23 protein-coding genes are annotated in these 24,088 nt (G+C 71.6%); 7 read left to right on the forward strand and 16 right to left on the reverse strand.

Annotated features, from left to right (window positions below):
- Nucleotides 1-8 precede the first annotated feature (8 nt).
- Together ACYBSK_RS22010 and ACYBSK_RS22015 are read right to left on the reverse strand one after the other, a co-directional pair.
- Nucleotides 9-1,346 carry a TRAP transporter large permease subunit gene (locus ACYBSK_RS22010; RefSeq protein WP_457478909.1) on the reverse strand — a complete coding sequence of 446 codons (1,338 nt, stop codon included), beginning with the start codon at nt 1,344-1,346 and terminating at the stop codon, nt 9-11.
- Nucleotides 1,343-2,734 (reverse strand): RraA family protein, encoded by a 1,392-nt coding sequence (locus ACYBSK_RS22015; RefSeq protein WP_457478910.1) that lies wholly within the window; start codon nt 2,732-2,734, stop codon nt 1,343-1,345. The genes ACYBSK_RS22010 and ACYBSK_RS22015 overlap by 4 nt, the downstream gene beginning before the upstream one ends.
- 469 nt (nt 2,735-3,203) lie before the next feature.
- Here ACYBSK_RS22015 and ACYBSK_RS22020 point away from each other — a divergent pair, with 469 nt between their 5' ends.
- Entirely contained in the window at nt 3,204-3,551 is a 348-nt protein-coding gene (locus ACYBSK_RS22020; protein WP_457478911.1) for a MerR family transcriptional regulator, read from the forward strand.
- Nucleotides 3,552-3,922: 371 nt separating this feature from the next.
- Nucleotides 3,923-4,345: an Hsp20/alpha crystallin family protein gene (locus tag ACYBSK_RS22025; RefSeq protein WP_457478915.1), complete on the forward strand. Its 423-nt coding sequence runs from the start codon at nt 3,923-3,925 to the stop codon at nt 4,343-4,345.
- A 342-nt stretch (nt 4,346-4,687) separates the two neighbouring features.
- Here the strand turns inward: ACYBSK_RS22025 and ACYBSK_RS22030 are convergent, their stop codons facing one another.
- Both ACYBSK_RS22030 and ACYBSK_RS22035 read right to left on the reverse strand, forming a co-directional pair.
- Nucleotides 4,688-5,392: a DUF4232 domain-containing protein gene (locus ACYBSK_RS22030; protein ID WP_460243001.1), complete on the reverse strand. Its 705-nt coding sequence runs from the start codon at nt 5,390-5,392 to the stop codon at nt 4,688-4,690.
- 218 nt (nt 5,393-5,610) lie between these two features.
- Nucleotides 5,611-6,594: an SDR family NAD(P)-dependent oxidoreductase gene (locus tag ACYBSK_RS22035; protein ID WP_460243002.1), complete on the reverse strand. Its 984-nt coding sequence runs from the start codon at nt 6,592-6,594 to the stop codon at nt 5,611-5,613.
- 63 nt (nt 6,595-6,657) lie between these two features.
- Here ACYBSK_RS22035 and ACYBSK_RS22040 point away from each other — a divergent pair, with 63 nt between their 5' ends.
- Nucleotides 6,658-7,206, forward strand: a complete 549-nt coding sequence (locus tag ACYBSK_RS22040) for a TetR/AcrR family transcriptional regulator (protein WP_460243003.1) — start codon at nt 6,658-6,660, stop codon at nt 7,204-7,206.
- Nucleotides 7,207-7,256: 50 nt separating this feature from the next.
- Nucleotides 7,257-8,129, forward strand: coding sequence for an isocitrate lyase/PEP mutase family protein (locus ACYBSK_RS22045; protein WP_460243004.1), 873 nt, complete (start codon nt 7,257-7,259; stop codon nt 8,127-8,129).
- A gap of 62 nt (nt 8,130-8,191) precedes the next feature.
- Here ACYBSK_RS22045 and ACYBSK_RS22050 read toward each other — a convergent pair whose 3' ends face one another.
- From ACYBSK_RS22050 to ACYBSK_RS22075, 6 genes are all read right to left on the reverse strand, one after another.
- Nucleotides 8,192-8,983 (reverse strand): SDR family NAD(P)-dependent oxidoreductase, encoded by a 792-nt coding sequence (locus ACYBSK_RS22050; RefSeq protein WP_457478923.1) that lies wholly within the window; start codon nt 8,981-8,983, stop codon nt 8,192-8,194.
- 53 nt (nt 8,984-9,036) lie between these two features.
- Nucleotides 9,037-10,062: an FAD-binding oxidoreductase gene (locus tag ACYBSK_RS22055; protein WP_460243005.1), complete on the reverse strand. Its 1,026-nt coding sequence runs from the start codon at nt 10,060-10,062 to the stop codon at nt 9,037-9,039.
- A complete protein-coding gene (locus tag ACYBSK_RS22060; RefSeq protein WP_460243006.1) occupies nt 10,059-11,387 on the reverse strand; it encodes an aromatic ring-hydroxylating oxygenase subunit alpha in 1,329 nt (442 codons plus the stop codon). The genes ACYBSK_RS22055 and ACYBSK_RS22060 overlap by 4 nt, the downstream gene beginning before the upstream one ends.
- Nucleotides 11,388-11,421: 34 nt before the next feature.
- Nucleotides 11,422-13,491 (reverse strand): oxidoreductase, encoded by a 2,070-nt coding sequence (locus ACYBSK_RS22065; RefSeq protein WP_460243007.1) that lies wholly within the window; start codon nt 13,489-13,491, stop codon nt 11,422-11,424.
- 141 nt (nt 13,492-13,632) lie between these two features.
- On the reverse strand, nt 13,633-14,415 hold the full coding sequence (locus ACYBSK_RS22070; RefSeq protein ID WP_460243008.1) for an IclR family transcriptional regulator: 783 nt from the start codon (nt 14,413-14,415) through the stop codon (nt 13,633-13,635).
- A 128-nt stretch (nt 14,416-14,543) separates the two neighbouring features.
- A complete protein-coding gene (locus ACYBSK_RS22075) occupies nt 14,544-15,344 on the reverse strand; it encodes an IclR family transcriptional regulator (RefSeq protein WP_460243009.1) in 801 nt (266 codons plus the stop codon).
- Between the two features lie 205 nt (nt 15,345-15,549).
- Between ACYBSK_RS22075 and ACYBSK_RS22080 the strand changes: the two genes are divergently transcribed.
- Genes ACYBSK_RS22080 through ACYBSK_RS22090 form a run of 3 tightly spaced genes read left to right on the forward strand, consistent with a single transcriptional unit; the run spans nt 15,550 to nt 18,600 of the window.
- Entirely contained in the window at nt 15,550-16,767 is a 1,218-nt protein-coding gene (locus tag ACYBSK_RS22080; RefSeq protein ID WP_460243010.1) for a quaternary amine ABC transporter ATP-binding protein, read from the forward strand.
- A complete protein-coding gene (locus ACYBSK_RS22085) occupies nt 16,751-17,662 on the forward strand; it encodes an ABC transporter permease (protein ID WP_457478930.1) in 912 nt (303 codons plus the stop codon). The genes ACYBSK_RS22080 and ACYBSK_RS22085 overlap by 17 nt, the downstream gene beginning before the upstream one ends.
- 17 nt (nt 17,663-17,679) lie before the next feature.
- A complete protein-coding gene (locus tag ACYBSK_RS22090; RefSeq protein ID WP_460243011.1) occupies nt 17,680-18,600 on the forward strand; it encodes a glycine betaine ABC transporter substrate-binding protein in 921 nt (306 codons plus the stop codon).
- Between the two features lie 10 nt (nt 18,601-18,610).
- On the opposite strand, the gene ACYBSK_RS22095 is transcribed toward ACYBSK_RS22090, so the two are convergent.
- The 6 genes from ACYBSK_RS22095 to ACYBSK_RS22120 all read right to left on the reverse strand — a co-directional run bounded on the left by ACYBSK_RS22095 (nt 18,611) and on the right by ACYBSK_RS22120 (nt 24,037).
- Nucleotides 18,611-19,813: a serine hydrolase domain-containing protein gene (locus ACYBSK_RS22095; protein WP_460243012.1), complete on the reverse strand. Its 1,203-nt coding sequence runs from the start codon at nt 19,811-19,813 to the stop codon at nt 18,611-18,613.
- Between the two features lie 127 nt (nt 19,814-19,940).
- Nucleotides 19,941-20,939 (reverse strand): MerR family transcriptional regulator, encoded by a 999-nt coding sequence (locus ACYBSK_RS22100; protein ID WP_460243013.1) that lies wholly within the window; start codon nt 20,937-20,939, stop codon nt 19,941-19,943.
- Nucleotides 20,933-21,616: a HEAT repeat domain-containing protein gene (locus ACYBSK_RS22105; RefSeq protein ID WP_460243014.1), complete on the reverse strand. Its 684-nt coding sequence runs from the start codon at nt 21,614-21,616 to the stop codon at nt 20,933-20,935. Before ACYBSK_RS22105 ends, ACYBSK_RS22100 begins: the two co-directional genes overlap by 7 nt.
- A 94-nt stretch (nt 21,617-21,710) precedes the next feature.
- Nucleotides 21,711-21,959: a non-oxidative hydroxyarylic acid decarboxylases subunit D gene (locus ACYBSK_RS22110; protein ID WP_457478935.1), complete on the reverse strand. Its 249-nt coding sequence runs from the start codon at nt 21,957-21,959 to the stop codon at nt 21,711-21,713.
- A gap of 34 nt (nt 21,960-21,993) precedes the next feature.
- Nucleotides 21,994-23,421 carry a non-oxidative vanillic acid decarboxylases subunit C gene (gene vdcC, locus ACYBSK_RS22115; RefSeq protein WP_460243015.1) on the reverse strand — a complete coding sequence of 476 codons (1,428 nt, stop codon included), beginning with the start codon at nt 23,419-23,421 and terminating at the stop codon, nt 21,994-21,996.
- Complete coding sequence (locus ACYBSK_RS22120; protein WP_457478937.1) at nt 23,411-24,037, reverse strand: non-oxidative hydroxyarylic acid decarboxylases subunit B; 627 nt, start codon at nt 24,035-24,037, stop codon at nt 23,411-23,413. The genes vdcC and ACYBSK_RS22120 overlap by 11 nt, the downstream gene beginning before the upstream one ends.
- Between the last annotated feature and the right edge of the window lie 51 nt (nt 24,038-24,088).

Consider the following 24,088-nt stretch of genomic DNA (forward strand, 5'->3'; position numbering starts at 1 on the left):
TCTCCGGTTCAGACGGGGAGGACGCCGGTGGCGACGGCGGCGCCCACGAGCAGGATGGGAACGCAGTAGTACGTGGCCAGGGGCAGGAAGGTGCGCGCCGGGTCGATGCCGGCGATGCCGCTGGCGACGTAGATGGGCGCGCCGGACGGGGGTGAGGCTCCTTCGGTGGACGCGAAGATGAGGACCGCGACGCACGCGGTCGCCGGGGGCACGCCCGCCCCGACGAGGGAGGTGACGGCGACCGGTCCGATGGCGGCCATCGTCGCGGAGGCGGTGAGGGGAATGGCCACGCCGACGACGAGGACACCCACGATCAGGGCCATCACCCACTTCGGCGCGTCGACCCCGGCCAGCAGATCGGTCAGCTGCTGCGGCAGCCCGAGCTCGCCCAGCACGTTGGAGGCGGAGAACGCGGCGACGATGGTGACACCGATGACACCGAAGTGCGGGGCCGCGCCGCCGAGCACCTTCCACCACTCGCCGCCGGAGCGGGGCAGGTGGCGCCGCCCGAGGATCAGCACGGTGGCGATCAGCAGGACGGGGATCCAGGTGATGAGGCTGATCGCGTCGGACAGTTCGAGGCCGACGCGGTCGTCGAGGGCGGCCCCGACGGGCCCCTTGGTCAGGACGAGCGGCACGGCGATGGCAACGAACAGGAACAGGCTGGTCCAGCCGGCGCCCAGGCTGGCCCGCAGGGGCAACAGGTCGGCGCGGTCGATGGGCTGCACCTTGTGGCGGCGCACCATGACGAAGGCGGCGACGAGCCGGTAGCCGAGACACCACAGGCCACCGATGGCCAGCGGCAGCACGATGTCGTCGGTGGTGGCCAGGGAGGCGACGCCCGCGGAGCCCATGAGGATGAACATGGTGGAGCTGAACGGGAAGGTGACGCCCATGCCGGCGCCGCCCGCGGCGACGGTGGCCGCGAGTTCGCCGCTCACGTTGGACCGCTTCATCCACGGGATGGTGACCGATCCGACCGCGGCGGTCACCGCCGCCCCGACGTGCGCGATGGCTCCGAACAGACCGGCCGCGACGGTCGAGGTGTAGACCGGGCCGCCGCGCAGCCTGCCGAGGACCGAGTTGAGGATGCCGAGGAGGTGGTCGAGGACGGGGGTGCGGGCGAGCAGGTAGCTCATGAGGACGAAGGCGAGTGCGGCGAAGGTGACTTCCTCCTGCATCGCCTCGACCAGCCCCGACCACATGACATGCGCGATGTCACCACCGGCGAAGAGGCCGGTGACGAGGAAGCCGACGATGAGTGCCTCGCCGATGTTCCTCTTGAGGACGGCGTTCCACACGATGATGGCCGCGATGTAGCAGCCCAGCGCCCAGACGGCGATCATGATGTTCCTCCCGGCGTGGCCGCGGCCGCGGCCCGGATGTCGGTGCGCCGTCGCGCCTCTTCGGCCTCCACCTCGCGGGCCGCGGCCAGGACGGCCTGGGCGCGCTCGGCGGGGACGACGGCCACGCCGTCGCCGTCGGCCGCGACGAGGTCGCCGGGCGCGCAGACGACTCCGCCCACGGCGACCGGGACCCCGACGTGGCCGGGACCGAACTTGTAGGGACCGGCCGGAGTGACCGCGCGCGCCCAGACGGGGAAGCCCATCTCGGCGAGCACCTCGACGTCGCGCGCGGCGCCGTCGAGGACCATGCCGATCACGCCGCGGGCTCGGGCGCGCTCGGCGATCAGCTCTCCGACCAGGGCTCGGGAGACGTCTCCCTCCCCGTTGACGACCATGATGTCACCGGGCTGGGCGATCTTGATGGCCTGGTGCAGCGCCTGGTTGTCACCGGCGCGGGTCCACACGGTGAGGGCCCGGCCGACGGCCCGCGCGCCGGGCCACAGGGCGCTGATGCCGGAGTCGAGGAGGCCGAGGCGTTCGGTCGCGTCGCCGATGTTCGCCGTCGCCAGCCCTTCGTAGCCGGCGAGGAGTTCGGCGGTGACCCGGGTGGTGTCCCGCAGCCCTTCGGGGCGGGCGGCGAGGGTGTGCACGTGGCCGATGGCCTTGGCGAGGCTCGTGTCGAGGCCGAGTTCGCCGACGAGGTCCGCGGCGGCGGCCGCTTCGCGGGCCCGTCGCTCGCCGTGCTTGACGGTTCCCTGGTAGAGGCGCTCCAGTGTCGCGTCGCCGTCGGCCAGTTCCCCGGCGACCTGCCGGCGCACCCACTGTTCGTCGCCGGCGGCGCGGCCCGCGTCGACGGCCTCGACGATGACGGCGCCGAGGCCCTTCATGAACAGGCTGCGCAGCAGTTTGCGGGCCGAGGCGGCGCCGGGGTCGCCGCCGAGGTCCTCGACGGGAGCGCCCAGCGCGCCGAAGTACTCGACGACGGCCCGCGCGCCGGGGCCGCTGGCCATCAGGGCGGTGCGGTGCCGGTACTTCGGCACGGATCCGATCACCGACACATCGGCGAACACGGCGTTCGCGCTCGCGCCGACGACGTCGGCGATCTGCCGCTTCAGCTCCGGCGCCGCGGCGTTCATGTCCGCGTACACGGCGGTCGCCGACAGATGTCCGGCAGCCTCCCGTGCCACGGCGAGTGCGGCCTTCGCCCCGGTGAGACCGAGCACGAGGTCGCTGCCGCGCACGGCGTCCTCCAGGGTCGCGGCCCGCTCGACGCCTTCCGGCGTGGGCACGTCGACCGGGTCGAAGCCGTGGACCTGCCAGCCCTGCGCCACGAACCCGGCCGCGTAGAGCGCTCCCGCCTCGCCCAGACCGATGATGCCTGCCCTCACCTGAACCTCTTCTCATAGAGTGATAATGCCTATCACTAGGCGCAGGAGGATGTTGCTTGCACGTGACGAGCGCGTCAAGAGCTGACGAATGATCGATCAAAGAAGGGGCGCGGCCCGGGACTCACCTCACTCCGAGGTGCGCGAAAATCTATGTCGGCCGCAGTAGACATTGCGATACGGCCCGGCTATTCTTTCTGCCGTAGCCACAGAGACAAGCTGAACGGAGGAGCAAGCGCCATCAGGATCGCCCGGACGGGAAAGCAGAGTCCGGGTACCGCAGGACATCGATAGTGAGGTGGTCTCCGGTCAAGCAACCGCGATCCCCGCGGCCCCGGCAGCAGTACGTCAGGGCAGGCGGAAACAGAAGGCCGGCGAAGTATCAGGACCGGCAGATGGTGTAGTAGTTCCTTCGGGGCCCTGGTGCCGTTCGGCACCAGGGCCCCTCGAGCGTGTTCACAGAGAGGTGCAAGTGACAGCAGACGACTCGTTCGGGCGTCTTGACGACGACGACTACCCCGCCTACACCATGGGCCGGGCCGCCGAGATGCTCGGCACCACGCAGGGCTTCCTCCGCGCCATCGGCGAGGCCCGCCTCATCACCCCGCTGCGCTCGGAAGGCGGCCATCGCCGCTTCTCGCGCTATCAGTTGCGCATCGCCGCGCGCGCCCGGGAACTCGTCGACCAAGGAACGCCCATCGAGGCCGCCTGCCGCATCATCGTCCTGGAGGACCAGCTCGAGGAAGCCCAGCGGATCAACGCGGAGTACCGCCGCGCCGCCGAAGCGGAGGGCTCCGCGACCGCGGTCGAGAAGGGCTGATGCCTGAAGGGGGTGGGCCCCACCGGCGTACCGGTGGGGCCCACCCCCTTGACGCACCAGCGCCTGCGCCGGTTCGGACCTGCCGCATGAAGCGCGCCCCGCACGTCTCACTCCGCGGAAGGTCACCGGCACGTCCAGTTCGCCCTTGTCCTCCTTGCCGCTCTTGCGCGGCGCCGAGCCGAGCGCCTGGACACCGAGGACGGGACACCGACGACGACGGCGTCGCGTATCGCCCTGCGGATGACGGAGCAGTCGGCGCGCACCCGTCGGACACCCCAGCCCTGGGGGGCTTGTCAGGTCTCCTTCTTTGGGCTACACAAAGTCGGCGTAGGGCATCGCACTACAGCACCTGAAGAGAGGAGTGACCAGTGATGCTCATGCGTACCGACCCGTTCCGCGAGTTCGACCGACTCGCCCAGCAGGTCTTCGCCTCCAGCTCGCGTCCCGCCGCCATGGCCATGGACGCCTACCGCGCAGGGGACGACTTCATCGTCCACTTCGATCTGCCCGGCATCGATCCCGAGTCGATCGACCTCGACGTGGAGCGCAACGTCCTCAACGTCCGCGCAGAGCGCAGCAATCCGGCCCCCGAGGGTGCGGAGATGATCGTCGCCGAACGTCCCGCCGGCACGTACAGCCGCCAGCTGTTCCTCGGCGAGACACTCGACACGGACCGCATCGACGCCTCGTACGAGGCCGGGGTGCTGACCCTGCGCATCCCCGTCGCCGAGCAGGCCAAGCCCCGCCGCATCCCGATCTCGGGCGGCACCGACCGCAGGCAGCTCGACACGTGACCCACTCCGCCCGTGCTCCCCGCGGCGTCTTCCGGCCGCGGGGAGCACCCTCCGGCCGACCTCGCCCGACTCCGTGGCGATCACCGTCATGTACCTGCGACGAACAGGTCACCGTAGCCGCACTGCCGTTGGGCAGGTCAACGCGGTACACGCCGTCGAGGCCGCCTCGAAGCTCGCGCACCAGGACCCGTCGACCGTGCAAAGACCAGATCGCGACGCGCGGGCTGCCGCATTTCGTCGCGCTGCGCGCGGAGGTGGGCCGGACGGTGCGGGCGCCGCGCACGGCCCGGCCGCGTACGGACACCCGGACGACGACGTGAGGGCCCCCCGCCCGGTGTCCGCTCAGGCAGCGGGGACGGCGTCGGCCGGGTCGGCGTGCCAGTTGGTGGCGGTGGGGCGGTTGACCTCGGCGGTGTCGGGGAGCTTCAGCGAGACGGGGTCGATGCCGGTGTCGCCGACGGAGACGATGAGCTGCCCGAACTCCTTGCCGCCGTTCTCGTTCACGGACTTCGGGTTGACGCCCGCGTAGGCCTTGACCGAGCCGGAGAGCTTGATGGAGTCGGTGACGGCCTGGTCGGCGGGCGACACGTGGGTGTCGGCCGCGGAGCCGAAGGCCACGTCGGCGGTCGTGCCCTCCAGGTAGCAGGTGATGCCCGGCTTGGCCTTCGCGGTGAGCAGGTAGTAGCCGCCGGCCTGCGACTGCGCGCTGACGGTGAAGTCGAGGTCGTTGGTGCCGCAGGACTGGCCGATGCCCTTGTCCGCGGACTTTCCGGACTGTCCGCTCTTTCCGGCGGACCCGGAGCCGCTGCCCGAACCGCCGGTGGCGTCGGTCTTCGACGCGGCCTGGGCGTCGGCGCCGTCCTGGGTGTCGGTGTCGCTGTCGGTCTTCGCGCCGCTCTTCGCGTCCGACCTCGACCCGGTGGAGGTGGAGTGCTTTCCGCTGCTGCCCGTACCGGACGAGCAGGCGGTGGCGGCCAGCGACAGGGACACCGCGGCGACGGCGGTGAGGACGAGGCGGCCGGAGCGGTTCGCGAAACGTGCGGACATGAAGAGATTCCCCCTGTGAACGGGGCCCGTGGCCCCCATCGGCTTCATGGACCGGTCAAGTCCGTGTGCCACGACCTTAGGGGTGAGGCCATCTTCGGCCGATCATGGACCTGTCCGGATTGTGTAACACCGCCGGTCCATGACTGGCCGTTCCGCGTTCCGCCGGGGGACGGCGGGGAAACGGCATTTTCTTACGCCTTTCCTCGCACCCGGCGCGTTCAGCCCTCCACCAGTTCCGTCGACAGGGCCCACAGCCGTCGGGCGGCTGCGGAATCGAGCGCCCACTCCTTGACACCGTGCGGGTGCCGCGCGAGTTCGGCGTCGTTCGGCACGGTGTACGCCTCGCGGCCGTCGTCGAGGTAGTGGCCCCCGGTGCGGGCGAACTGTGGGGCGACGGCCGCCACGAGGCCGGTGGCGGCGCCCTGCCCGACCGTCTTGTACGTGAAGACCCCGGCGGCTTCGGCCGCGTCGAGGGAGTCCCGCTGCTCGCGTGTGAAGTTGCGTTGCAGCCCGGTCGCGACGCCGCCGGGGTTCACCGCGTTGACGACGATGCCGTCGCCCTCCCAGCGGCGGCTCGCCTCGACGGCGAAGAGGGAGTTCGCCGTCTTGGACCGGGCGTAGGCGATCTGCGGGTCGTAGGGGCGCCGCTCGAAGTGGAGGTCGTCGAAGTCGACGGCGGCCCGCATGTGCGCCGTGGAGCTGATGGCGACGATCCGCGACCCGCCGCGCTCTTCCGCTCCCCGCGCCAGGGCACGCCGCAGTCCGGTGGCGAGCGCGAAGTGGCCGAGGTGGTTCGTCGCGAACTGCAACTCCCAGCCCTCAGGCGTCCGTTCGAGGCCGCCGGTCACCAACCCCGCGTTGTTGACGAGCAGATGGCAGGGGCGGCCGCCCCACGCTTCGACGAAGCGCGCGATGGACCGCCTGTCGGCGAGGTCGAGCGGCGCGACCCGGGGCCGGGCCCTTCCGGTCTCCTGCGCGATGCGCCCGGCGACGGCCGCACCGGCGGCCGTGTTCCGCACGGCGAGCGTCACGTTCGCCCCAGCCGCGGTCAGCGCCCGCGCGGTCTCCGCGCCGAGCCCGGAGGACGCGCCCGTGACGACGGCGCGAACCCCGGTGAGGTCCACGCCGCGCACGACGTCGTCCGCGGTGCTGGAAGCGGTGAAGGCAGTGGTGATGAGCGGCCGGGAAGCATGGGTGTCCATGCCCGCGACTATACGAACTGGACGGAACTTGTACAGCTGGAACAGTCCTCGTACGCTCGGACCATGACCAGCAGCCCCGCATCCGAAAGCCGTCGTTCCCAGGTACTGGACTCGGCGATGACGACGTTCGCGCGCTTCGGATACCGCAAGACCTCGATGGAGGAGGTGGCGCGCGCGGCACGCATCTCCCGCCCCGGTCTCTACTTCCTGTTCTCCTCGAAGGAGACGTTGTTCCGGGCCGCTGTCACCCAGTCCCTCGACCGGGACATCACGGCGGTGGAGCAGTCCCTGGCCGACTCCGGCCGTCCTCTCGGGGAGCGTCTCGTGGAGGCCTTCGACCTGTGGGCCGGGCGCTACGTCGGCCCGCTCGCGCACGACGTCGGCGCGGTCGTCGAGGACAACCCCGGTCTCCTCGGAGACCTCGTCGAGACCGTGCCGGGCCGCTTCGAGCGACTGGTCACCGATGCCGTCGCCGCGCGGCTGGGCGAGGAGACCGCCGTGGCCGTCGCCCGGACGCTGATCAGCACATCCATCGGCCTCAAGCATCAAACGGAGTCACGGGAGTTCTATCTCGACCGGCTGAGGGTCGCCATCGCGCTGTTGGTGCGCTGAGGCATGCGGTGACACGGTGTACGCAACATCGACTGTGCGAAGGGAACCTCATGACGGACACGCGGCGTCGGCTTCGGGAGATCCTGCGGGAGCGGTCGGCGGTGCTCGCGCCGGGGGTGTACGACGGGTTGTCGGCGTCGCTGACGGCCGGGGCCGGGTTCCGGGCCGCGTACATGTCGGGCGCCGCCGTGGCCGCCGCGAACGGGCTGCCGGACATCGGGCTCGCCACGCAGTCCGACATGGTCCGTCACGCCGGGCTGCTGTCCGGCCTGTTGGACATCCCGCTGATCGCGGACGCGGACACCGGCTTCGGTGACCTCACGCACACGTACCGGACGGTGCGGCTGTACGAGGACGCCGGGGTCGCGGCGATTCAGCTGGAGGACCAGGAGTTCCCGAAGCGCTGCGGGCACCTCGACGAGAAGCGTGTGGTGGACGCCGAGGAGTTCGCCGCGAAGATCGAGGCGGCGGCGGAGGCGCGGCGGGACCCGGACACGGTCCTCGTCGCCCGCACCGACGCCCGTGCCACGCACGGCTTCGACGAGGCGGTGCGGCGGCTCAACCGGTATGTGGAGGCGGGCGCCGACCTGGTGTTCTTCGAGGCCCCGCGGTCGGTCGAGGAGGTGCGCCGGGTGCCGTCCGAGGTCGGCGCGCCCGCGCTGTTCAACGTCGTACCGGGCGGCAAGACGCCCGAGGTGGGCCTGGACGTGTTGCGCGAGGCCGGGTACGCGCTGGTCATCGCGCCGCTCGTGAACATCGGCAGCGCGGCGACGGCGATGCGCGCCGCTCTGGCCCGCGTGGCCGAGGGCGACCTGGACAGCGCAGGACAGGAGCCGGTGCGGGCCTTGTTCGAATCCGTCGGCCTCGGTTTCTGGGAGGACCTGCGGGCCCGGTACGACAAGGAGGGCACGGACCGGAACTGACCGGGGCATGCGCGCGGGCCGGTCGGCGGCGGCCGGCCCGGCGCGGGTCCACGGGGCGCCCGTCAGATGGCGAGGATGCCGCCGTCCACCGCCACGTGGCTGCCGGTGGCGAACGAGGAGCGGTCGCTGAGCAGCCACAGGGCCGCCTCCGCCACCTCCTGCGGCTCGGCCATCCGCTTCTGGACCTGGCGCGCCACGAACGCCTCCTCCAGCGCGGGGTTGCCCTCCACCGCCGACATGATCATTTCGGTCCGCGTGGTGCCCACGACAAGGGAGTTGACGCGGACGCCCTGGGCCCCGTACTCGGCGGCCGCGGCCTTGGTCAGGCCCAGCACGGCGTGCTTCGCCGCGACGTACGGGGACGGCGCGCCGGTGGCGATGAGGCCCGCCGAGCTCGCGGTGTTGACGACGGAGCCGCCGCCCGCGGCGAGCATGACCGGGATCTGGCGGCGCAGGCAGTTCCACGTCCCCCGCACGTTGACGTCCATGATCCGGTCGAAGTCCTCCTCCGGCAGCTCATGGGTCCGGCCGAAGACGGATCCGGCGTAACCGGCGTTGTTGAAGGCACCGTCGAGCCCGCCGAAGCGCTCCACGGCGGTGGCGACGGCCCGTTCCACGTCCTCGGCGCGCGTGACGTCACCGACGCTGAACGCCGCCCGCCCGCCGGACTTCTCGATCTCGCCGACGAGGTGGGCGAGCCGTTCCTCACGACGCGCCAGGAGGACGACGGCCGCCCCTTCCGAGGCGAACAGCCGCGCCGCCGCCTCACCGATCCCGCTCGACGCGCCGGTGATCATCACGGTCCTGCCCCTCAGCAGGCCCGCCCCCGGCTCTGGACGTATCGACTCATTCATGGCACCGAGTAAACCCGAACACGCGTCCTGGCATGCCGTTTTCGGGCGAACGGCTACGCGTCGATCACCAGGTCCTCCCGAGGGGCCGAGCAGCACAGGAGGATCTTGTGGGCGGCGATTTCGCGGGGGCGGATGCCGCCCGCGTGGCGCATGTCGACCGAGCCGGACAGGAGGATGGCCTTGCAGGTGCCGCAGATGCCCTGGGCGCAGGACGCGGGGAGGGTGATGCCCTCGCGGGCTGCGGCGGCCAGGACGGGGGTGTCGGCGTCGCAGGCGACGGTGCGGCCGCTGCGGGCGAGTTCGACCTTGAAGCCGGTGCCGGGTGCGGATGCGGATGCCGGTGGTTCGATCGTGAAGGCCTCCTCGTGGTGGTGGGACATGTCGAAGCCCTCGGAGACGAGGGCGTCGCGGACGGCTCGCATGTAGCCCGCGGGGCCGCAGCTGAACACCTCGCGTTCCGCGAGATCGGGAGCGGTCCGGCGGAGCAGGCGTGCGTCCAGCTGCTCGCCGTGGTCGTCGAGGACGTGCCGGACGCGGAAGTGGGGGGACGTGGCGGCGATGAGGTCGAGTTCCCGGCGGAAGACGATGTCGTCGAAGGTCCGGGCGCTGTGGACGAAGACGACGTCGACGGGGTGGGCGAGGTCGTACAGCGTGCGCGTCATCGACATCAGGGGTGTCACGCCGCTGCCCGCCGAGAGGAACAGGTACTTGGGCGACGGGTGGTGGTTGATGGTGAACCGGCCGAGCGGCCCCCGCGCCCAGACCGTGCCACCGGGTGTCAGGTGGTCGTGGAGCCAGTTCGACACCAGGCCGCCGGGGACGCGTTTCACGGTGATGGTGGCCAGGTCGGGCCGGGTGGGGGCGGAGGAGATGGTGTAGCAGCGCTCGACGGGGGCGCCGTCGATGTCGAGGTGGAGGGTGAGGAACTGGCCGGGGGCGTGCCGGAAGAGCCGGGGTTCGGTGGGCGCGAGGACGAAGGTGCGTACGTCGGCCGTCACGTCGTGGACCTGCTTGCACACCAGCTGTCCGTCGGCCCAGGCCGCCGGGATGCCCGCGGCCGTCGGCGTCACTGTCGTCATGGTCCCTCCTGGTGCGCGTCGAGGTGTCCGTCCAGATGTGCTGTCAGCCGGGTCACGTACCAGTTCACGAAGGACTCGACCTGCGACTCCGTCGGGCTGTACGGGCCGGGGGCGTACGCGGGGCTGGCGATGCCGCGGTGGGCGCGGGCGACGAAGACGGCGTCCTGCTCGTTCGTGGCGGTCCACACCCCGGTCAGGGTGTCGAGGTCGTAGTCGACGCCCTCCTCGGCCTCCGCGTGCACGAGCCATGTGGTGCGCACCAGGGTGCGGTCGGCGGCGAGCGGGAGGACCGAGAAGAGTACGGCGTGGTCGGCGCAGAAGTGGAACCAGGCGTTGGGCTGCACATGGAGGCCGAGGTGGCCGAGCCGGGCGGTGGGGAAGTCGGCGAGCAGCCGGCGCACGGCGGCCTTGCCGTCGGGGGTGAAGGACTCCCCGGCGAGGTCGAGGGGCTCGCGTTCGATGCGGAATCCGGTGGGGCGGGTGTCCAGTTCCTCGAGGGTGGTGTGCGGCAGGCCCAGGGACTCGTAGGTGGCACGTGCCTCGGCGTCCGCCGCCCGGAAGCGCTCGTAGGTGGCCCGCATGCCGGGCGGCACCTCGTCCTCGGTGAAGTTGTAGAGGGGGAAGTAGCAGCGCTGGAGCTCTAGGTGGCCCGCGCAGTGGTAGCACTCGCGGTTGTTCTCCATGGTGAGCTTCCAGTTGCCGTGCTCGACGAGGTCGGTCTGCCGGGCCACCTTGGCGCGCGCGAGGCCGTGCGGGGCGAGGTAGGGCTCGACGCGGGAGGCGAACGCGTCGAAGTCGGCGGGTGGTTCGGCGGCCAGGGACAGGAAGACGAGCCCGGCGAGGGTGCGGACGTGCACGGACGCGAGGCCGAAGCACGAGCGGTCGAAGTCGGCGGGCTGCGACTCGGCGTGCAGCAGCCGTCCGTCGACGCCGTACGTCCAGTGGTGGTAGCCGCAGACGATGTTGCCGACCGAGCCGCGTTCGTCGTTGAGGATGCGGGCGCCGCGGTGGCGGCACACGTTGTGGAAGGCGCGGACCCGCTCGTCGTCGTCGCGGACGACGATGACGGAGTAGGGGCCGAGGGTGACCGTGACGTAGTCGCCGGGTTCGGGGAGTTCGGCCTCCGCCGCCACGAAGATCCAGCTGCGGGCGAAGACGGCGGCGACGTCGAGGGCGAAGAAGGCGTCGCTGATGTAGAAGGGGGCTTCGAGGCTGTACCCGGCGGCGCGGCGGGCGAACAGGTCGGCGGGGGTGTCGGCGTCGGCGCGGGCTCGGGCCGGCGCGGGAGGCGACACCGGTGCCGAGGCGGACAGTGGTGCGTTCATGTGCGTTCTCTCCAGTGGCTCGCGGTGGCTCGCGTCAGATCGGGAGGCACAGGCGCAGGGCGTCGTACACGGCGGCGTGGATGTTGCGGCTGGTGACGGCGTCCCCGATGCGGAACAGCTGGTAGCGGCCCGCCTCGTTGCGGACGACCGTCTGTGCGCGGTGGGCGAGGAGCGCGCGGTGGTCGACCTCGCCGTGGTTGCGGGAGCCGGGCAGCAGGCCGGTGTAGAGCTCGTCGTTGGGGAGGGTGCCGTGCTCGACGACGACGTGGTCGACGACGCGTTCGGTGTCGGTGCCGGTGTAGTCGCTGTGGAGGGTGGCGGTGAGCCGGCCGTCGGCGTTGCGCCGTACCGAGCGCAGGCGGCGGGCGAGGGTGACGGTCACGTCGTGGGCGGTGAACGCCCGCAGGTAGGCCGGGGAGTTCATGCTGCCGACGTCGGGCGCGAGGGTGCGTTCCGGTGTCACGTACTCCAGGCCGGCCAGGTCGGAGCCGTGCGTGACGAGGAGTTCCGCGGCGTCCATGGCCGGGTGGCCGCCGTGGTCGTCGTAGACCAGGACCGTGCTGCCCCGGCGTGGCTTGAGGGAGCCGGACAGTACGTCCCAGGTGTCGTAGACCAGGTGCGCGCCCTCGGTGAGGAAGGAGCGGTCGGGCAGGCCGCCGGTGGCCACGAGGACGAGGTCGGGGTGGGCGGCGAGCACGTCGGCCGGTTCCGCGTAGGCGCCGCAGCGCAGGTCCACGCCGAGGTGTTTGCACTCCGCGACCCGCCAGTCGACGATGCCCAGCAGGTCCTGGCGGCGCGGGTTCTGCGCGGCGAGCCGGATCTGGCCGCCGGGCTGGTCGTTCGCCTCGAACAGCACGACGTCGTGGCCGCGTTCGGCGAGGACGCGGGCCGCTTCGAGGCCCGCGGGTCCGCCGCCGACCACAACGGCACTGCGGCGCGGCCCTGTTGAGGCGGGGATCGTATGCGGGATCTGGAGTTCCCGGCCGGTGGCCGGGTTGTGGACGCACTTGCTGTCGCCGGAGTCGTAGATCGCGTCGAGGCAGTAACTCGCGCCGACGCAGGGCCGGATGCGGTCCTCGGCGCCGGAGCGGATCTTCGCGACGAGGTGCGGGTCGGCGATCTGCGCGCGGGTCATGCCGACCAGGTCGAGGAGTCCCTCGCGCAGGGCGTGCCGGGCGGTGGCGGGGTCGGCGATGCGGGCGGCGTGCATGACGGGGAGGTCGAGCCGGCGTCGTATCTCGCCGGTGAAGTCGAGGAACGGGCCGAGCGGGGTGCCCATCGACGGGATCGTCCGGGACAGCGTCGCGTCGCTGTCGATGGTGCCGCGGATCGCGCTGACGAAGTCGATGCCGTCGGCGCCGAACCGCTCGGCCGCGGCCAGCCCTTCGGCGAAGGTGAGGCCGCCCGGCAGGTCCTCGTCCAGGGCCATCCTGATGCCGACGACGAAGTCCGGTCCGACGGCCTCGCGGATCGCGCGGATCACCCGGCGCGGGAAGGTCATGCGGTGTTCCAGGTCGCCGCCGTACGCGTCGTCGCGGTGGTTGGTCGCCGGGGAGAGGAAGCTGTCGAAGAAGTGGCCGTAGGACTGCACCTCGATGCCGTCCAGGCCGCCCTCCCGACAGCGCGCCGCCGCTGCCGCGTAGTCGGCGACGATGCGGTCCAGGTCCCACTCCTCGGCGGCCTTGGGGAACGCGCGGTGCGCGGGTTCGCGCAGCGGGGAGGCGGCCACGACGGGCAGCCAGTCGCCGGTGCAGTTGCTGGTGCGGCGGCCCAGGTGGGTGACCTGGCACATGACGGCCGCGCCCGCCGCGTGGACGTCGTCGGTGAGGCGGCGCAGCCACGGCACGATCTCGTCGCGGTACAGCAGCAGGTTGCCGAAGGCGGGCGGGCTGTCCGGGGAGACGACGGCCGAGCCGCCGATCATCGTCAGGCCCACGCCGCCGCGGGCCTTCTCCAGGTGGTAGGCGCGGTAACGGTCCTTGGGCAGACCGTCCTCGCCGTACGCGGGTTCGTGGGAGGTGCTGACCACGCGGTTGCGCAGGGTCAGGTGCTTGAGCTGGAAGGGCTGGAGCAGGGGGTCCAGGTTCGTGGTCGATGCGCGCACGACGGCTCCAAGGGACGCGGGTGTGCGTGACGGATGCGCGGAGCAACGACGTCGGCCTGTTTCGCTATACGAAACAGCAACGCGATGCGAGACAAATGTGCGGCGCGCGTGGTTCCGTCGTCAACCCCTACCGCTGCGTAATCAGCCGCGCCGGATGGAGCCCTTGCGCCAGGAGATCTTCTCGCCGGCCGCCACGAGCTGCTCCGCGAGTCCGGAGATCGTGTGGTCGTTGATCCGGAAGGTCGGACCGGAGACGGTCACGGTGGCGATGACCTCGCCGTTCAGCGACCTGATGGGGGCGGACAGCGAGGCGAGTCCGATCTCCAGCTCCTCGCTGATGACCCCGTAGCCCAGCTCACGGACGGTCTGCAACTGCTCCTTCAGGAGCGCGGAGTCCGTGATGGTGTGCGGCGTGAACTCCTCCAGCGGCTGTTCCAGGATCTCGGCCGCCTCCGGCTGCGGCATGTGCGCGAGGAAGACCTTGCCCGCGGACGTGGCGTGCAGGGGCGTACGCTTGCCGACCCAGTCGATGCTGGTGATCGCGGCGTTGCCGAGCACCTGGTCGATGCTGATGACGGATTCGCCGTCGTAGATCGCCACGTTCACCGTCTCACCGACGGCCGCGGCGAGTTCCTGGCACACCGGGCGGCTGAGCAGCGACAGGTCGTTGCCCTTGGTCGCGCCGCCCGCGAGTTCGACGACGGTGTAGCCGATGCGGTAGCTGCCGCGCTCGCTGTCCTGCTCGACGAGGCCCCGCGACTCCAGCGTGGCGAGCAGCCGGTACACGGTCGACTTGTGGATGCCCAGGGCGTCGGCGATCTCCGTGACGCCGGACGGCCCCTGGACGGCCAGCACTTGGAGGATCGACACCGCCCGGTCCACCGACTGCACCGACGTGTCCCGCGCCCGACCTTTGCTGCTCATACGGGGAGCCTATCCAGGAAGCGTCTGAGCACACCGGTGACGGGCAACGGCCGGCGGCGCGCCAGGTGCGCCGGGGACAGGAGCGGCAACACCCGGCGGACCACCGCCACCGCCCGCCCCGGCCGGGCTCAGCCCCGCTTGACGTGACCGCGCCGCCACGAGATCTTCCGGGCCGCCGCCACCACCTGTCCCGCCAGCGCGGGCAGCCTGTCCGGGTGCAGCCGGAAGGCGGGGCCCGAGAGGGTGACGGCGGCGACGACCGTGTCGTCCAGGGCGCGGACCGGGGCCGCCAGGGACACCAGGCCGATCTCGTGCTCCTCGTAGGAGACGGCGTAGCCCCGTTCGCGGACGGCGGCGAGGTCCGCGGCGAGCCGGTCCCGGCGGGTGAGGGTGTGCGGGGTGTACCGCTCCAGGCGTTTGCCGCGCAGCTCGGCGGGGAGGCGGCCGTGCCGGTCGGGGGCGGGGTGGGCGAGGAATATCTTGCCCGCGGCGGTGGCGTGCAGCGGCGTGCGCCTGCCGACCCAGTCGGCGCTGGCGATGGACGACTCCCCCGCCACCTGACCGACCGTCACCACGTCCCGGCCCTCGCGGACGGACACGCTCACGGTGTCCCCGGCGGCCTGCGCCAGCTCCTGGCAGACGGGGCGGCCGACGAGGAACAGGTCGGTGGACTTCGCGGCCGCCGCGGCGAGTTCGGTGAGCGGGTGGCCGATGCGGTAGCGGCCGCGGCCCGCCCCCTGCTCGACCAGACCGCGCGCCTCCAGGGTGGCGAGCAGCCGGAAGACGGTCGTCTTGTGGATGCCGAGTTCGCCGGCGATCTCCGTGACGCCGCACGTGCCGCGCACGGCCAGGATCTGCAGGACGGACACCGCACGGTCGACGGACTGCACCGCACGATCGCGCGCCCGCCCCTGGCTGCCGGTCGTCACCACAGCACCCTCCCGCCCCGGTCGGCGACGGCCCAACTCATCGCCCGTAGACGTTAATTCGCGGTTGCCCGTACGCAAGAGCCTTGACGCGCCGTCACGATCAACGGCATCGTCACACCGTACTGCACAGTTGTTGCGCAATGCGAAACACCAGCTCGGACATGCGTTCCAACCGCCTCGCGCGGTTCCCCGGAGGTGGGGCACGGTGATAGAAGCAGCACGGCTCAACAAGGTCTTCGAGACCGCGGACAACGCGGTGCACGCGGTACGCGACGTGTCCTTCACCGTGGCACCCGGCGAACTCTTCGTCGTCATGGGCCTGTCCGGGTCCGGCAAGTCCACCCTGCTCCGGATGCTCAACCGTCTCGTCGACCCGACCTCGGGCGAACTCCACGTCGACGGGCGGGACTTGCTGGCCATGGACCACGCGGAACTGCGCGAGCTGCGCAACCGCAAGGTCAACATGATCTTCCAGCACTTCGCGCTCTTCCCGCACCGCACGGTCCGCGAGAACGCCGCGTACGGGATGCGGCTGCGCGGCGCCACCGCCGCCGAGCGGGAGGAGCGCTCCGACTGGGCGCTGCGCACGGTCGGCCTCGCGGACTGGGCCGACGCGTACCCCAGCGAGCTGTCCGGCGGTATGCGGCAACGCGTGGGCCTGGCACGGGCGTTGGCGACCGACGCCGAGATCATGCTCATGGACGAGCCGTTCAGCGCCCTCGACCCGCTGATCCGCCGGGACATGCAGGATCTGCTGCTCGGGCTCCAACGCGACCTGCGCCGCACCATCGTCTTCGTCACCCACGACCTCAACGAGGCGATGCGGCTCGGCGACCGGATCATGGTGATGCGCGACGGGGGCGTCGTCCAGCTCGGCACCGCGACCGACATCCTCGACTCCCCCGCCGACGCCTACGTTCGCGACTTCGTCTCCGACGTCGACCGCTCCCGCGTCCTCACCGCGGGCTCCGTGCTCCGCCCGCCGCTCACGACGGCCGGCCCGGACGACAGCCCGCGCGACGTCCTGCGCGCCCTCGCGGACGCCGAGGCCACCGCCGTGTACGTCCTCGACGCCGCCGGACGCGTCGCGGGGGTGGCGCACGCCGACGGCGTCGCGCGGGCGGCCGACGCGGGGCACGCCTCCTTGCGGGACGCCCCGGACTGTCTGAGCGACGCGTACGGGCGGGCGGGCCCCGACACGCTGCTGGTGGACCTGTTCGCGACGGCCGGGAAGCATTCCGTGCCGCTGGCGGTGACCGACGACGACGGGCGGCTGCTCGGCGTCGTCCCGCGCGCGGCGCTGCTCACCGCGCTCGCCGGGCCCGAGGCGCCCGCCGACCCCAACACCCCGCAGGACAGCGCCGGTTCGGCATCCGCCGGCAGTAAGCAGGAGGAGGTGGCAGCCGATGCTGTTCAGCGTTGACCTCGGCACGCCGGTCAGTGAGGCCGTCGACTGGCTGACCGAGAACCTCGGCGGCCTCTTCGACGCCGTCACCTCCGTGATGACGTCGCTCGTGAACGCGGTGCTGTACGTACTGACGGCCCCTCACATGGTCGTCATCATCGTGGTGTTCACCGCCCTCGCGTACTTCGCGCGCGGTTGGGCCTTCGCCGCCTTCACGCTGGGCGCCTTCCTGCTGATCCAGGGCATGGGCCTGTGGACGGCGGCGATGCAGACGCTCGCCGTCGTCGTGGTCGCGTCGGTCTTCGCCGTGGTCATCGGGGTCCCGATCGGGATCTGGGCGGCGCGCAGCCCGCTGGTGAGCACGCTGGTGCGGCCGGTCCTCGACTTCCTCCAGACACTGCCGGTCTTCGTCTATCTCATCCCCGCCGTGTTCTTCTTCGGCATCGGGCTCGTCCCCGGCGTCGTCGCCACCATCGCCTTCGCCATCGCGCCCGCCGTACGCCTCACCGAACTCGGCATCCGGCAGGTCGACCCGGAGGTCGTGGAGGCGGCGCACGCCTTCGGCGCCCGGCACGGGCAGATCCTGCGCGGCGTCCAGCTCCCCCTGGCGCTGCCCTCGATCATGGCCGGGATCAACCAGGTCATCATGCTGGCGCTCTCCATGGTCGTCATCGCCGGCATGGTGGGCGCCGCCGGTCTCGGCACCGTGGTGGTGCGCGGCATCAGCCAGCTGGACATCGGGATCGGTTTCCAGGGCGGCCTCGCCGTCGTCTTCCTCGCGATCTTCCTGGATCGCCTCACCAGTGCCCTCGCCACCCCCCGCGTCCTGCGCCGCCCGGGGCGCAGGCGCCCCGCGACGGCCCCGGCGGCCGACACGGACAAGACCTCCGCACCCGCCGCCGTTTCCGCGTGAAGACAGGAGAACCAGCCATGACCCGCAACCGACTTCTGCGCACCCCGTATCTCTTCGGCTGCACCGCCGCCTCGCTCGCCCTGTTCGCCACCGCGTGCAGCGGCAACACCTCGAAGGTCGAGGGCGGCTCCGACGACGACAGCAGCGGCTCGAAGACGGTGAAGCTGGCCTACGTCGCCGGGTGGGACGAAGGGGTCTCCGCGACCTTCCTGTGGAAGCAGATCCTGGAGGACAAGGGGTACGAGGTCGAGACCCGCGACCTCGACGTCGCGAGCACCTACACGGGCGTCGCCAACAAGCAGGTCGACCTCTACCTCGACGCCTGGCTTCCGGTCACCCACGAGAACTACTGGAAGAAGCTCGGGCCCAAGATGGAGAAGGTCTCCACCTGGTACGAGCCCGCCGACCTGAACCTGACCGTCCCCAAGTACGTCAAGGACGTCAACACCATCGACGACCTCAAGGGGAAGGCCGACATGTTCGGCGGCAAGATCGTCGGCATCGAGGCGGGCTCGGGCCTGATGCGGCTGACCCGCTCCAACGTGCTGCCGGACTACGGCCTCAAGAACGAGTACGAGCTCACCGAGTCCAGCACCTCCGCGATGCTCTCGGCCCTCCAGAAGTCGATCAACAACAAGAAGCCCGTCCTCGTCACGCTCTGGCGGCCGCACTGGGCGTACACCAAGATGCCGCTGAAGGTCCTCAAGGACACCAAGAAGTCCTACGGCAAGCCCGACAAGGTGCAGATCGTCGCGTCCAAGGGCTACTCGAAGGCCAACCCGGAGGTCGCGGGCTGGCTGAAGAACTTCCGCCTCACCAGCAGCCAGCTCGGCAGCCTCGAACTCCTCCTCCAGGAGAAGGGCACGGGCAACGAGCAGGCCGCGGCGAAGGAGTGGATCGCGGACAACAAGGAGTTGGTGGACGGCTGGCTGAAGTGACGTCGTCCGCCTAGGAGGGCGGCACGTGCGCCTGGTACACGGCGTCCACGAGGGCCATCTTCCGCGGGTCGTCGGCGATGTGCGCGCCCATGTGGTTCATGACGTAGCCGACGCTGATGCCCGCCTCCGGGTCGGCGAGGCCGAAGGAGCCGCCGAAGCCGTCGTGGCCGCAGGCCCGCGGGTTGGGCCCGTACGAGCCGTTGCGCCCGCTCAGCCACAGTCCGAGGCCGGTCTCGGTGTCGTGCTCGAACCCGGCGCCGAGCACCAGGTCGCGGCAGCTGCCCTGGCCCTCGCGCACGCGCTCGGCGGCCCGCGCCGACAGCACCCGGTGGCCCTTGGGGCGTTCGCGGCCGGTGAAGAGGCCGTACAGCTCGGCGACCCCGCGGGCGGTCCCGTGGCCGCCCGCGGCGGGTATCTCGGCGGCCCGCCACGCGGCGGTGTTCGCCTCGGCGGCGCCCGCCAGCGGATTGGCCAGGGCCGCGAGCGCGAGCGGCGTCAACTGGCGGAAGGCGGCGGCCTGTTCACTGCTCGCCGCTGCGGGCGGGTGCACCAGTTCGGCGGCGCGGTGCGCCTCGCTCTCCGGCAGGCGGATGGCGAAGTCGATGCCGAGCGGGCCGGTGACCTCCTGCCGCAGGTACGCGGAGGGCAGCTGTCCGGTGATGCGGCGGACGACCTCGCCGACGAGGAAGCCGTAGGTGAGGGCGTGGTACCCGGAGCGGGTACCGGGCTCCCACCAGGGTTCGGTGGCCGCGAGGCGCGCGGTGGTCAGCTCCCAGTCGTACAGCTCGGCCAGCGTGTGCGGTTCGCGCAGCCCGGCGAGGCCCGCGCGGTGCGACAGCAGATGCCGTACGAGGACGCGCTCCTTGCCCGCCGCCGCGAACTCCGGCCAGTGGTCGGCGACCGGCGCGTCCAGGTCGAGCAGCCCCCGGTCGGCCAGCAGGTGCGCGCACAGTGCCGTGGCGCCCTTGGTCGTCGACCACACGTTGACGAGGGTGTCCCGCTGCCACGGGCGGCTGCGCGCGGCGTCGGCCCAGCCGCCCCACAGGTCGACGACCGGCTCGCCGTCGAGCAGCACGGTGACGGCGGCGCCCAGTTCGCCCCGCTCGCGGAAGTTCTCCTCGAAGGCGGCGCGGACGCCCTCGAAGCGGGGGTCGCAGTACCCGTCGACGCGCGGGTCGCCGCCCTGTCCGGTGTGTGCTGCGTGCTCTGCCATGGAACCTCCGGCTCTCCACTACGTACCGACTGGTCGGAATCGCAGAAGGGAACCTACCGACAGATCAACTCGGCGGGAAGCGGCCCGTCAGGAAGCGGGGCGCGGGTCGGTGGTGGAGCGTGGCCCGTCAGCTGCCGTCGCGCAGCCGCAGCAGGTACGTCGCCGTGAGTGCCACCGCGCGGTCCTCGTCGTGGGTGAGGTCGACGAGGGCGCGCGTGGCCGCCGGGCCGGGGAGGCCGGCCAGCGCCTGGGTCAGCCGGCCGCGGGCCGGGGCCTCGGTGTCGAGCCGGTCGACGAGGCAGGACGTGATGCGCTCCGCCGCCGCGGGGTCGGCCGCGAGCACGCTCAGGGCGTCCGCCGCGTCGGTGTCGCCGCGGCCCGCCACGATCATGTCGAGGAGTTCGGGGACCGCGTCGGCCTCGCCGCGGTTGCCGAGCGCCACGGCGGCGCGCGCCCGCACCGCGGCGTCGGGGCCCGCGAGGGCCGCGCGCAGGTGCCCGGCGGCCTCGGCGCCGGGCAGGTCGGCGAGGCACTGCGCGGCGCGTTCCCGTACGGCGGGCAGCGGCGAGTCGAGCGCGTCGGCGAGCAGGGGCAGGGAGTCGGCGCCGCCGGAGCGTGCCAGCGCCCAGCGCAGGGCCCCGGCGACGTTCGTGTCGCTCTCGTGGAGCACGGCCTCGACCAGGGCCGCCACGGGCAGGGCGCCCCGGTCCGCCGACGCGAGGACGGCGCGCTGCCGTGCGTCGGCGCTCTGGGAGCCCAACGCCTGCAACAGGCCGACGACGTCGAGCACGTCCTCCCAGTCGGCCGGGTCCGCGGCGTCGATGCGGCTGAGCCGCGTCAGCAACTCGGTCTCGGCCGCGATGCGTTCGCGGGTCTGCCGGATCAGGTCGCCGACGAGGTCCGCGGGCGCGAAGCCCGGTTCGTCGAGCGCCCGGCCGATCTCCCGCAGCGACAGGCCGAGCGAGCGGAGGCTCTCGATGTGGAAGATCCGCCGGATGTCCTCGGCCGCGTACTCCCGGTATCCGGAGCCCGTCCGCTGCGAGGGCCGCACCAGGCCCAGCGACTCGTAGTGCCGGAGCATGCGGGCACTCACTCCGGACCGTCGCGCTACTTCACCGATCAGCACACTTGATGATCCACCTTCGGAGCGCCGTCGAGGGCCACGACGCGCTTGGCCTCCTCGACGGCGAACTCGAAACCGGTGTCGGGGTCGCGCACGATGCGCTGCGTGGCGAGCGCGTGCGCCCGTACGTCGGGGTCGGCGGCCGTCGCGGCGGTGTCCAGGGCGGACAGCGCCGCGTCGCCGAGGTCGGCCAGGGCGCGGCTCAGGCTGAGCCGTGTCTCCCGGTCGCCGCGTCCGAGCTGTGTGACGAGCACGTCGGCCAGCGGCCCCTGTCCGGCCTCGGGGGCGAGGACGACGGCGGTCCGCCAGGCGCTGCGGGCGACCTCGTCGTCGGCGTCCGTCAGCAGCTCCCGCGTGATCGCGGGCCAGGCCCGCCGGTCGCCGAGCTTGGAGAGCGTGTGCAGCGCCTGGCTGCGCGCCTGTGCCGACTCCGCGTCCAGCTCGCGCAGCAGCGCGGGCAGGGTGCCGGACACCGGGTGCCGGGTGAGCGCCCAGGTCAGCATGTCGCGGACGAAGAACTCCGGCTCGACCGCGCACCGCTCGACGAGCTTGCCCACGTACCGCGGGTCGGGCGCCGAGCCGACCGCCAGGGCGGCCCGCAGCCGCACCGACGACCGCTCGTCTTCAAGTCCGCGCAGCGCCCGCGCCACGTCCGTCTCCGTAACCTGCCGTGTGATCATCGCGACCACCTCCTCGACAGGCAGTGAAGACCTTGTCACCGTGTCAAGGTCAACCGTGTCGGGGTCGGACGTGTCAGGGCCGGACGTGTCGGGGTCAGACGCGCAGCGGCGGCACCGCCGGTACCTCGATGGCGTTCTCGATGTCGGCCTCCGTCAGCTTGAAGGCCTCGGGGTAGGCGTCGCGGCGGGTGCGGCGGGCGGGCTCCGTGGTGCGCCAGGTGTAGAGGCAGTGGGTGCACTGGAGCACGTCCCACACCCCGGGAACGGGGGACGTGGCGAGGCGGGTGATGGTGTCGGCGGGGCAGCGGGGGCATTCGGCGCCGTCAACCAGCTTGTCGTTCATGGGCGTTGACCTTTCTGGAGGGGTACGGCGGGGGTCAGTGGCGGGCGGCGATCATGTTCTGGAGGCGCTGCGCCCATTCGGCGGTCTCGGGCAGGTCCTTCGCGGGCGTGGAGAAGTTGCCGCGGACGTCGGGGGCGACCGGGGTCGTCGCGTCGATGATCATCTTGCTGGTGATGCCGGCGGGCTGGGCGGCGGGCGCGAGTTCGAGGACCGACAGGTTCGGGATGACGACGACGTCGTCCTTCGGGTTGACCTTCGCCGACATCGCCCACATGACCTGCGGCAGGTTGAACGGGTCCACGTCCTCGTCGACGACGATGACCTGGGCGACGTACCCGAGCCCGTGGGGGGTCGTCATGGCGCGCATGCCGACGGCCTTGGCGAAGCCGCCGTACCGCTTCTTCGTCGAGATGATCACCATCAGGCCGTGGGTGTACATGGCGTTGACGGCCTGCACCTCGGGGAACTCCGAGCGCAGCTGCTTCAGCAGCGGGACACACGTGTTGGGGCCGACGAGGTAGTCGCACTCGGTCCACGGCATGCCGAGGTAGAGGGACTCGAAGACGGGGTTCGTGCGGTACGAGACACGGTCGACGCGGATGACGGGCATCCGGCGGCCGCCCGAGTAATGGCCGGTGAACTCGCCGAAGGGGCCCTCGATCTGCCGCTTGCGGGACTCGATGACACCCTCGATGACGACCTCGCTGCCCCACGGCACGTCGAAGCCGGTGAGCGGCGCGGTGGCGATCGGGGCGGGCGCGCCGCGCAGCGCCCCGGCCATCTCGTACTCGCTCTGGTCGTACGCCATCGGCATCCCGGCGACGATCGCCATCACCGGGTCGTTGCCGAGGGTGATGGCGATGGGCAGGTCCTCGCCGACCTCCTCGGCCTTGCGCAGGTGCTGGGCGACGTCGTGCATGGGGACGGGCTGGAAGGCGAGGCGGTTGGCGCCGATGACCTCGATGCGGTACGTGCCGACGTTCTGCTTGCCGAAGTTCTCCGGGTCCTCGGGGTCGCGGGAGACGACGGCGGCCTTGTCGAGGTAGAAGCCGCCGTCGCCGTCGTTGAGACGGAAGAGCGGGAGCACCGAGAAGAGGTCGACGTCCTCGCCCTCCTGGGTGTTCTCGCGCCAGGGTGCGTCCTCGCGGCGTTCGGGGGCGACGGGGAAGGCGTCCCAGCGCCGGGCGAACTCCTCGACCTGCTCCTTGACCGGCGTGTTCTTCGGCAGTCCGAGGGCGAGGGCGTGGTTGGCCCAGGAGCCGTGCACGTTGAGGGCGATGCGGGCGTCGGTGAAGCCCTTGACGTTGTCGAAGTGCAGGGCGGGCGCGTTCTCGCCGATGCGGCCGGTGGCGTTGGCGGCGGCCGCGAGGTCGGGCTCGGGCAGCACCTCGTCGGAGATCCGGAGCAGCTGCCCCTCCTTCTCCAGGGTGCCGAGGAAGCTGCGCAGATCGTCATAGGGCATGGTGGTGAACTCCTTGCTGCTGTACGGGGGTTGCGCGGGCCGCGGCGCGGGCGGCGCGCATGCCGGCCCAGCGTTCGGCGGCCGGGGCGGGCAGGTCGAACTGGTCGAGGACCCGGGCGACGATGTGGTCGACGATGTCGTCGACGGTGCGCGGGTGGTTGTAGAAGGCGGGCATGGGCGGCACCAACTGCACGCCCATGCGGGCGAGTTCGAGCATGTTGCGCAGGTGGATCTCGCTGAGCGGTGTCTCGCGCGGGACGAGGACGAGCTTGCGCCGCTCCTTGAGGACGACATCGGCGGCGCGTGCGACGAGGCCGTCGGCGTATCCGGCGCTGATGCCCGCGAGGGTCTTCATCGAGCACGGCACGACGACCATGCCGTCGGTGCGGAACGAGCCGGAGGAGATGGTGGCGCCCTGGTCGTCGGGGTGGTGGGTGACATCGGCGAGCGCGGACACCTGAGCGACCGAGAGCCCGGTCTCCAGCTCGATGGTGGTGCGCGCCCAGCGGGACAGCACGAGATGTGTCTCGACGTCCGGCAGCTCCCGCAGACACTCCAGGAGCCGGACACCGAACGGAGCGCCCGTCGCCCCGGTCATTCCCACGACCAATCGCACAGGACTCTCCTCACACGTCGCTGACCTGTGCTTTCACGCTATGAGGCGGGA

It is taken from the genome of Streptomyces sp. BYX5S (genome assembly GCF_054724165.1).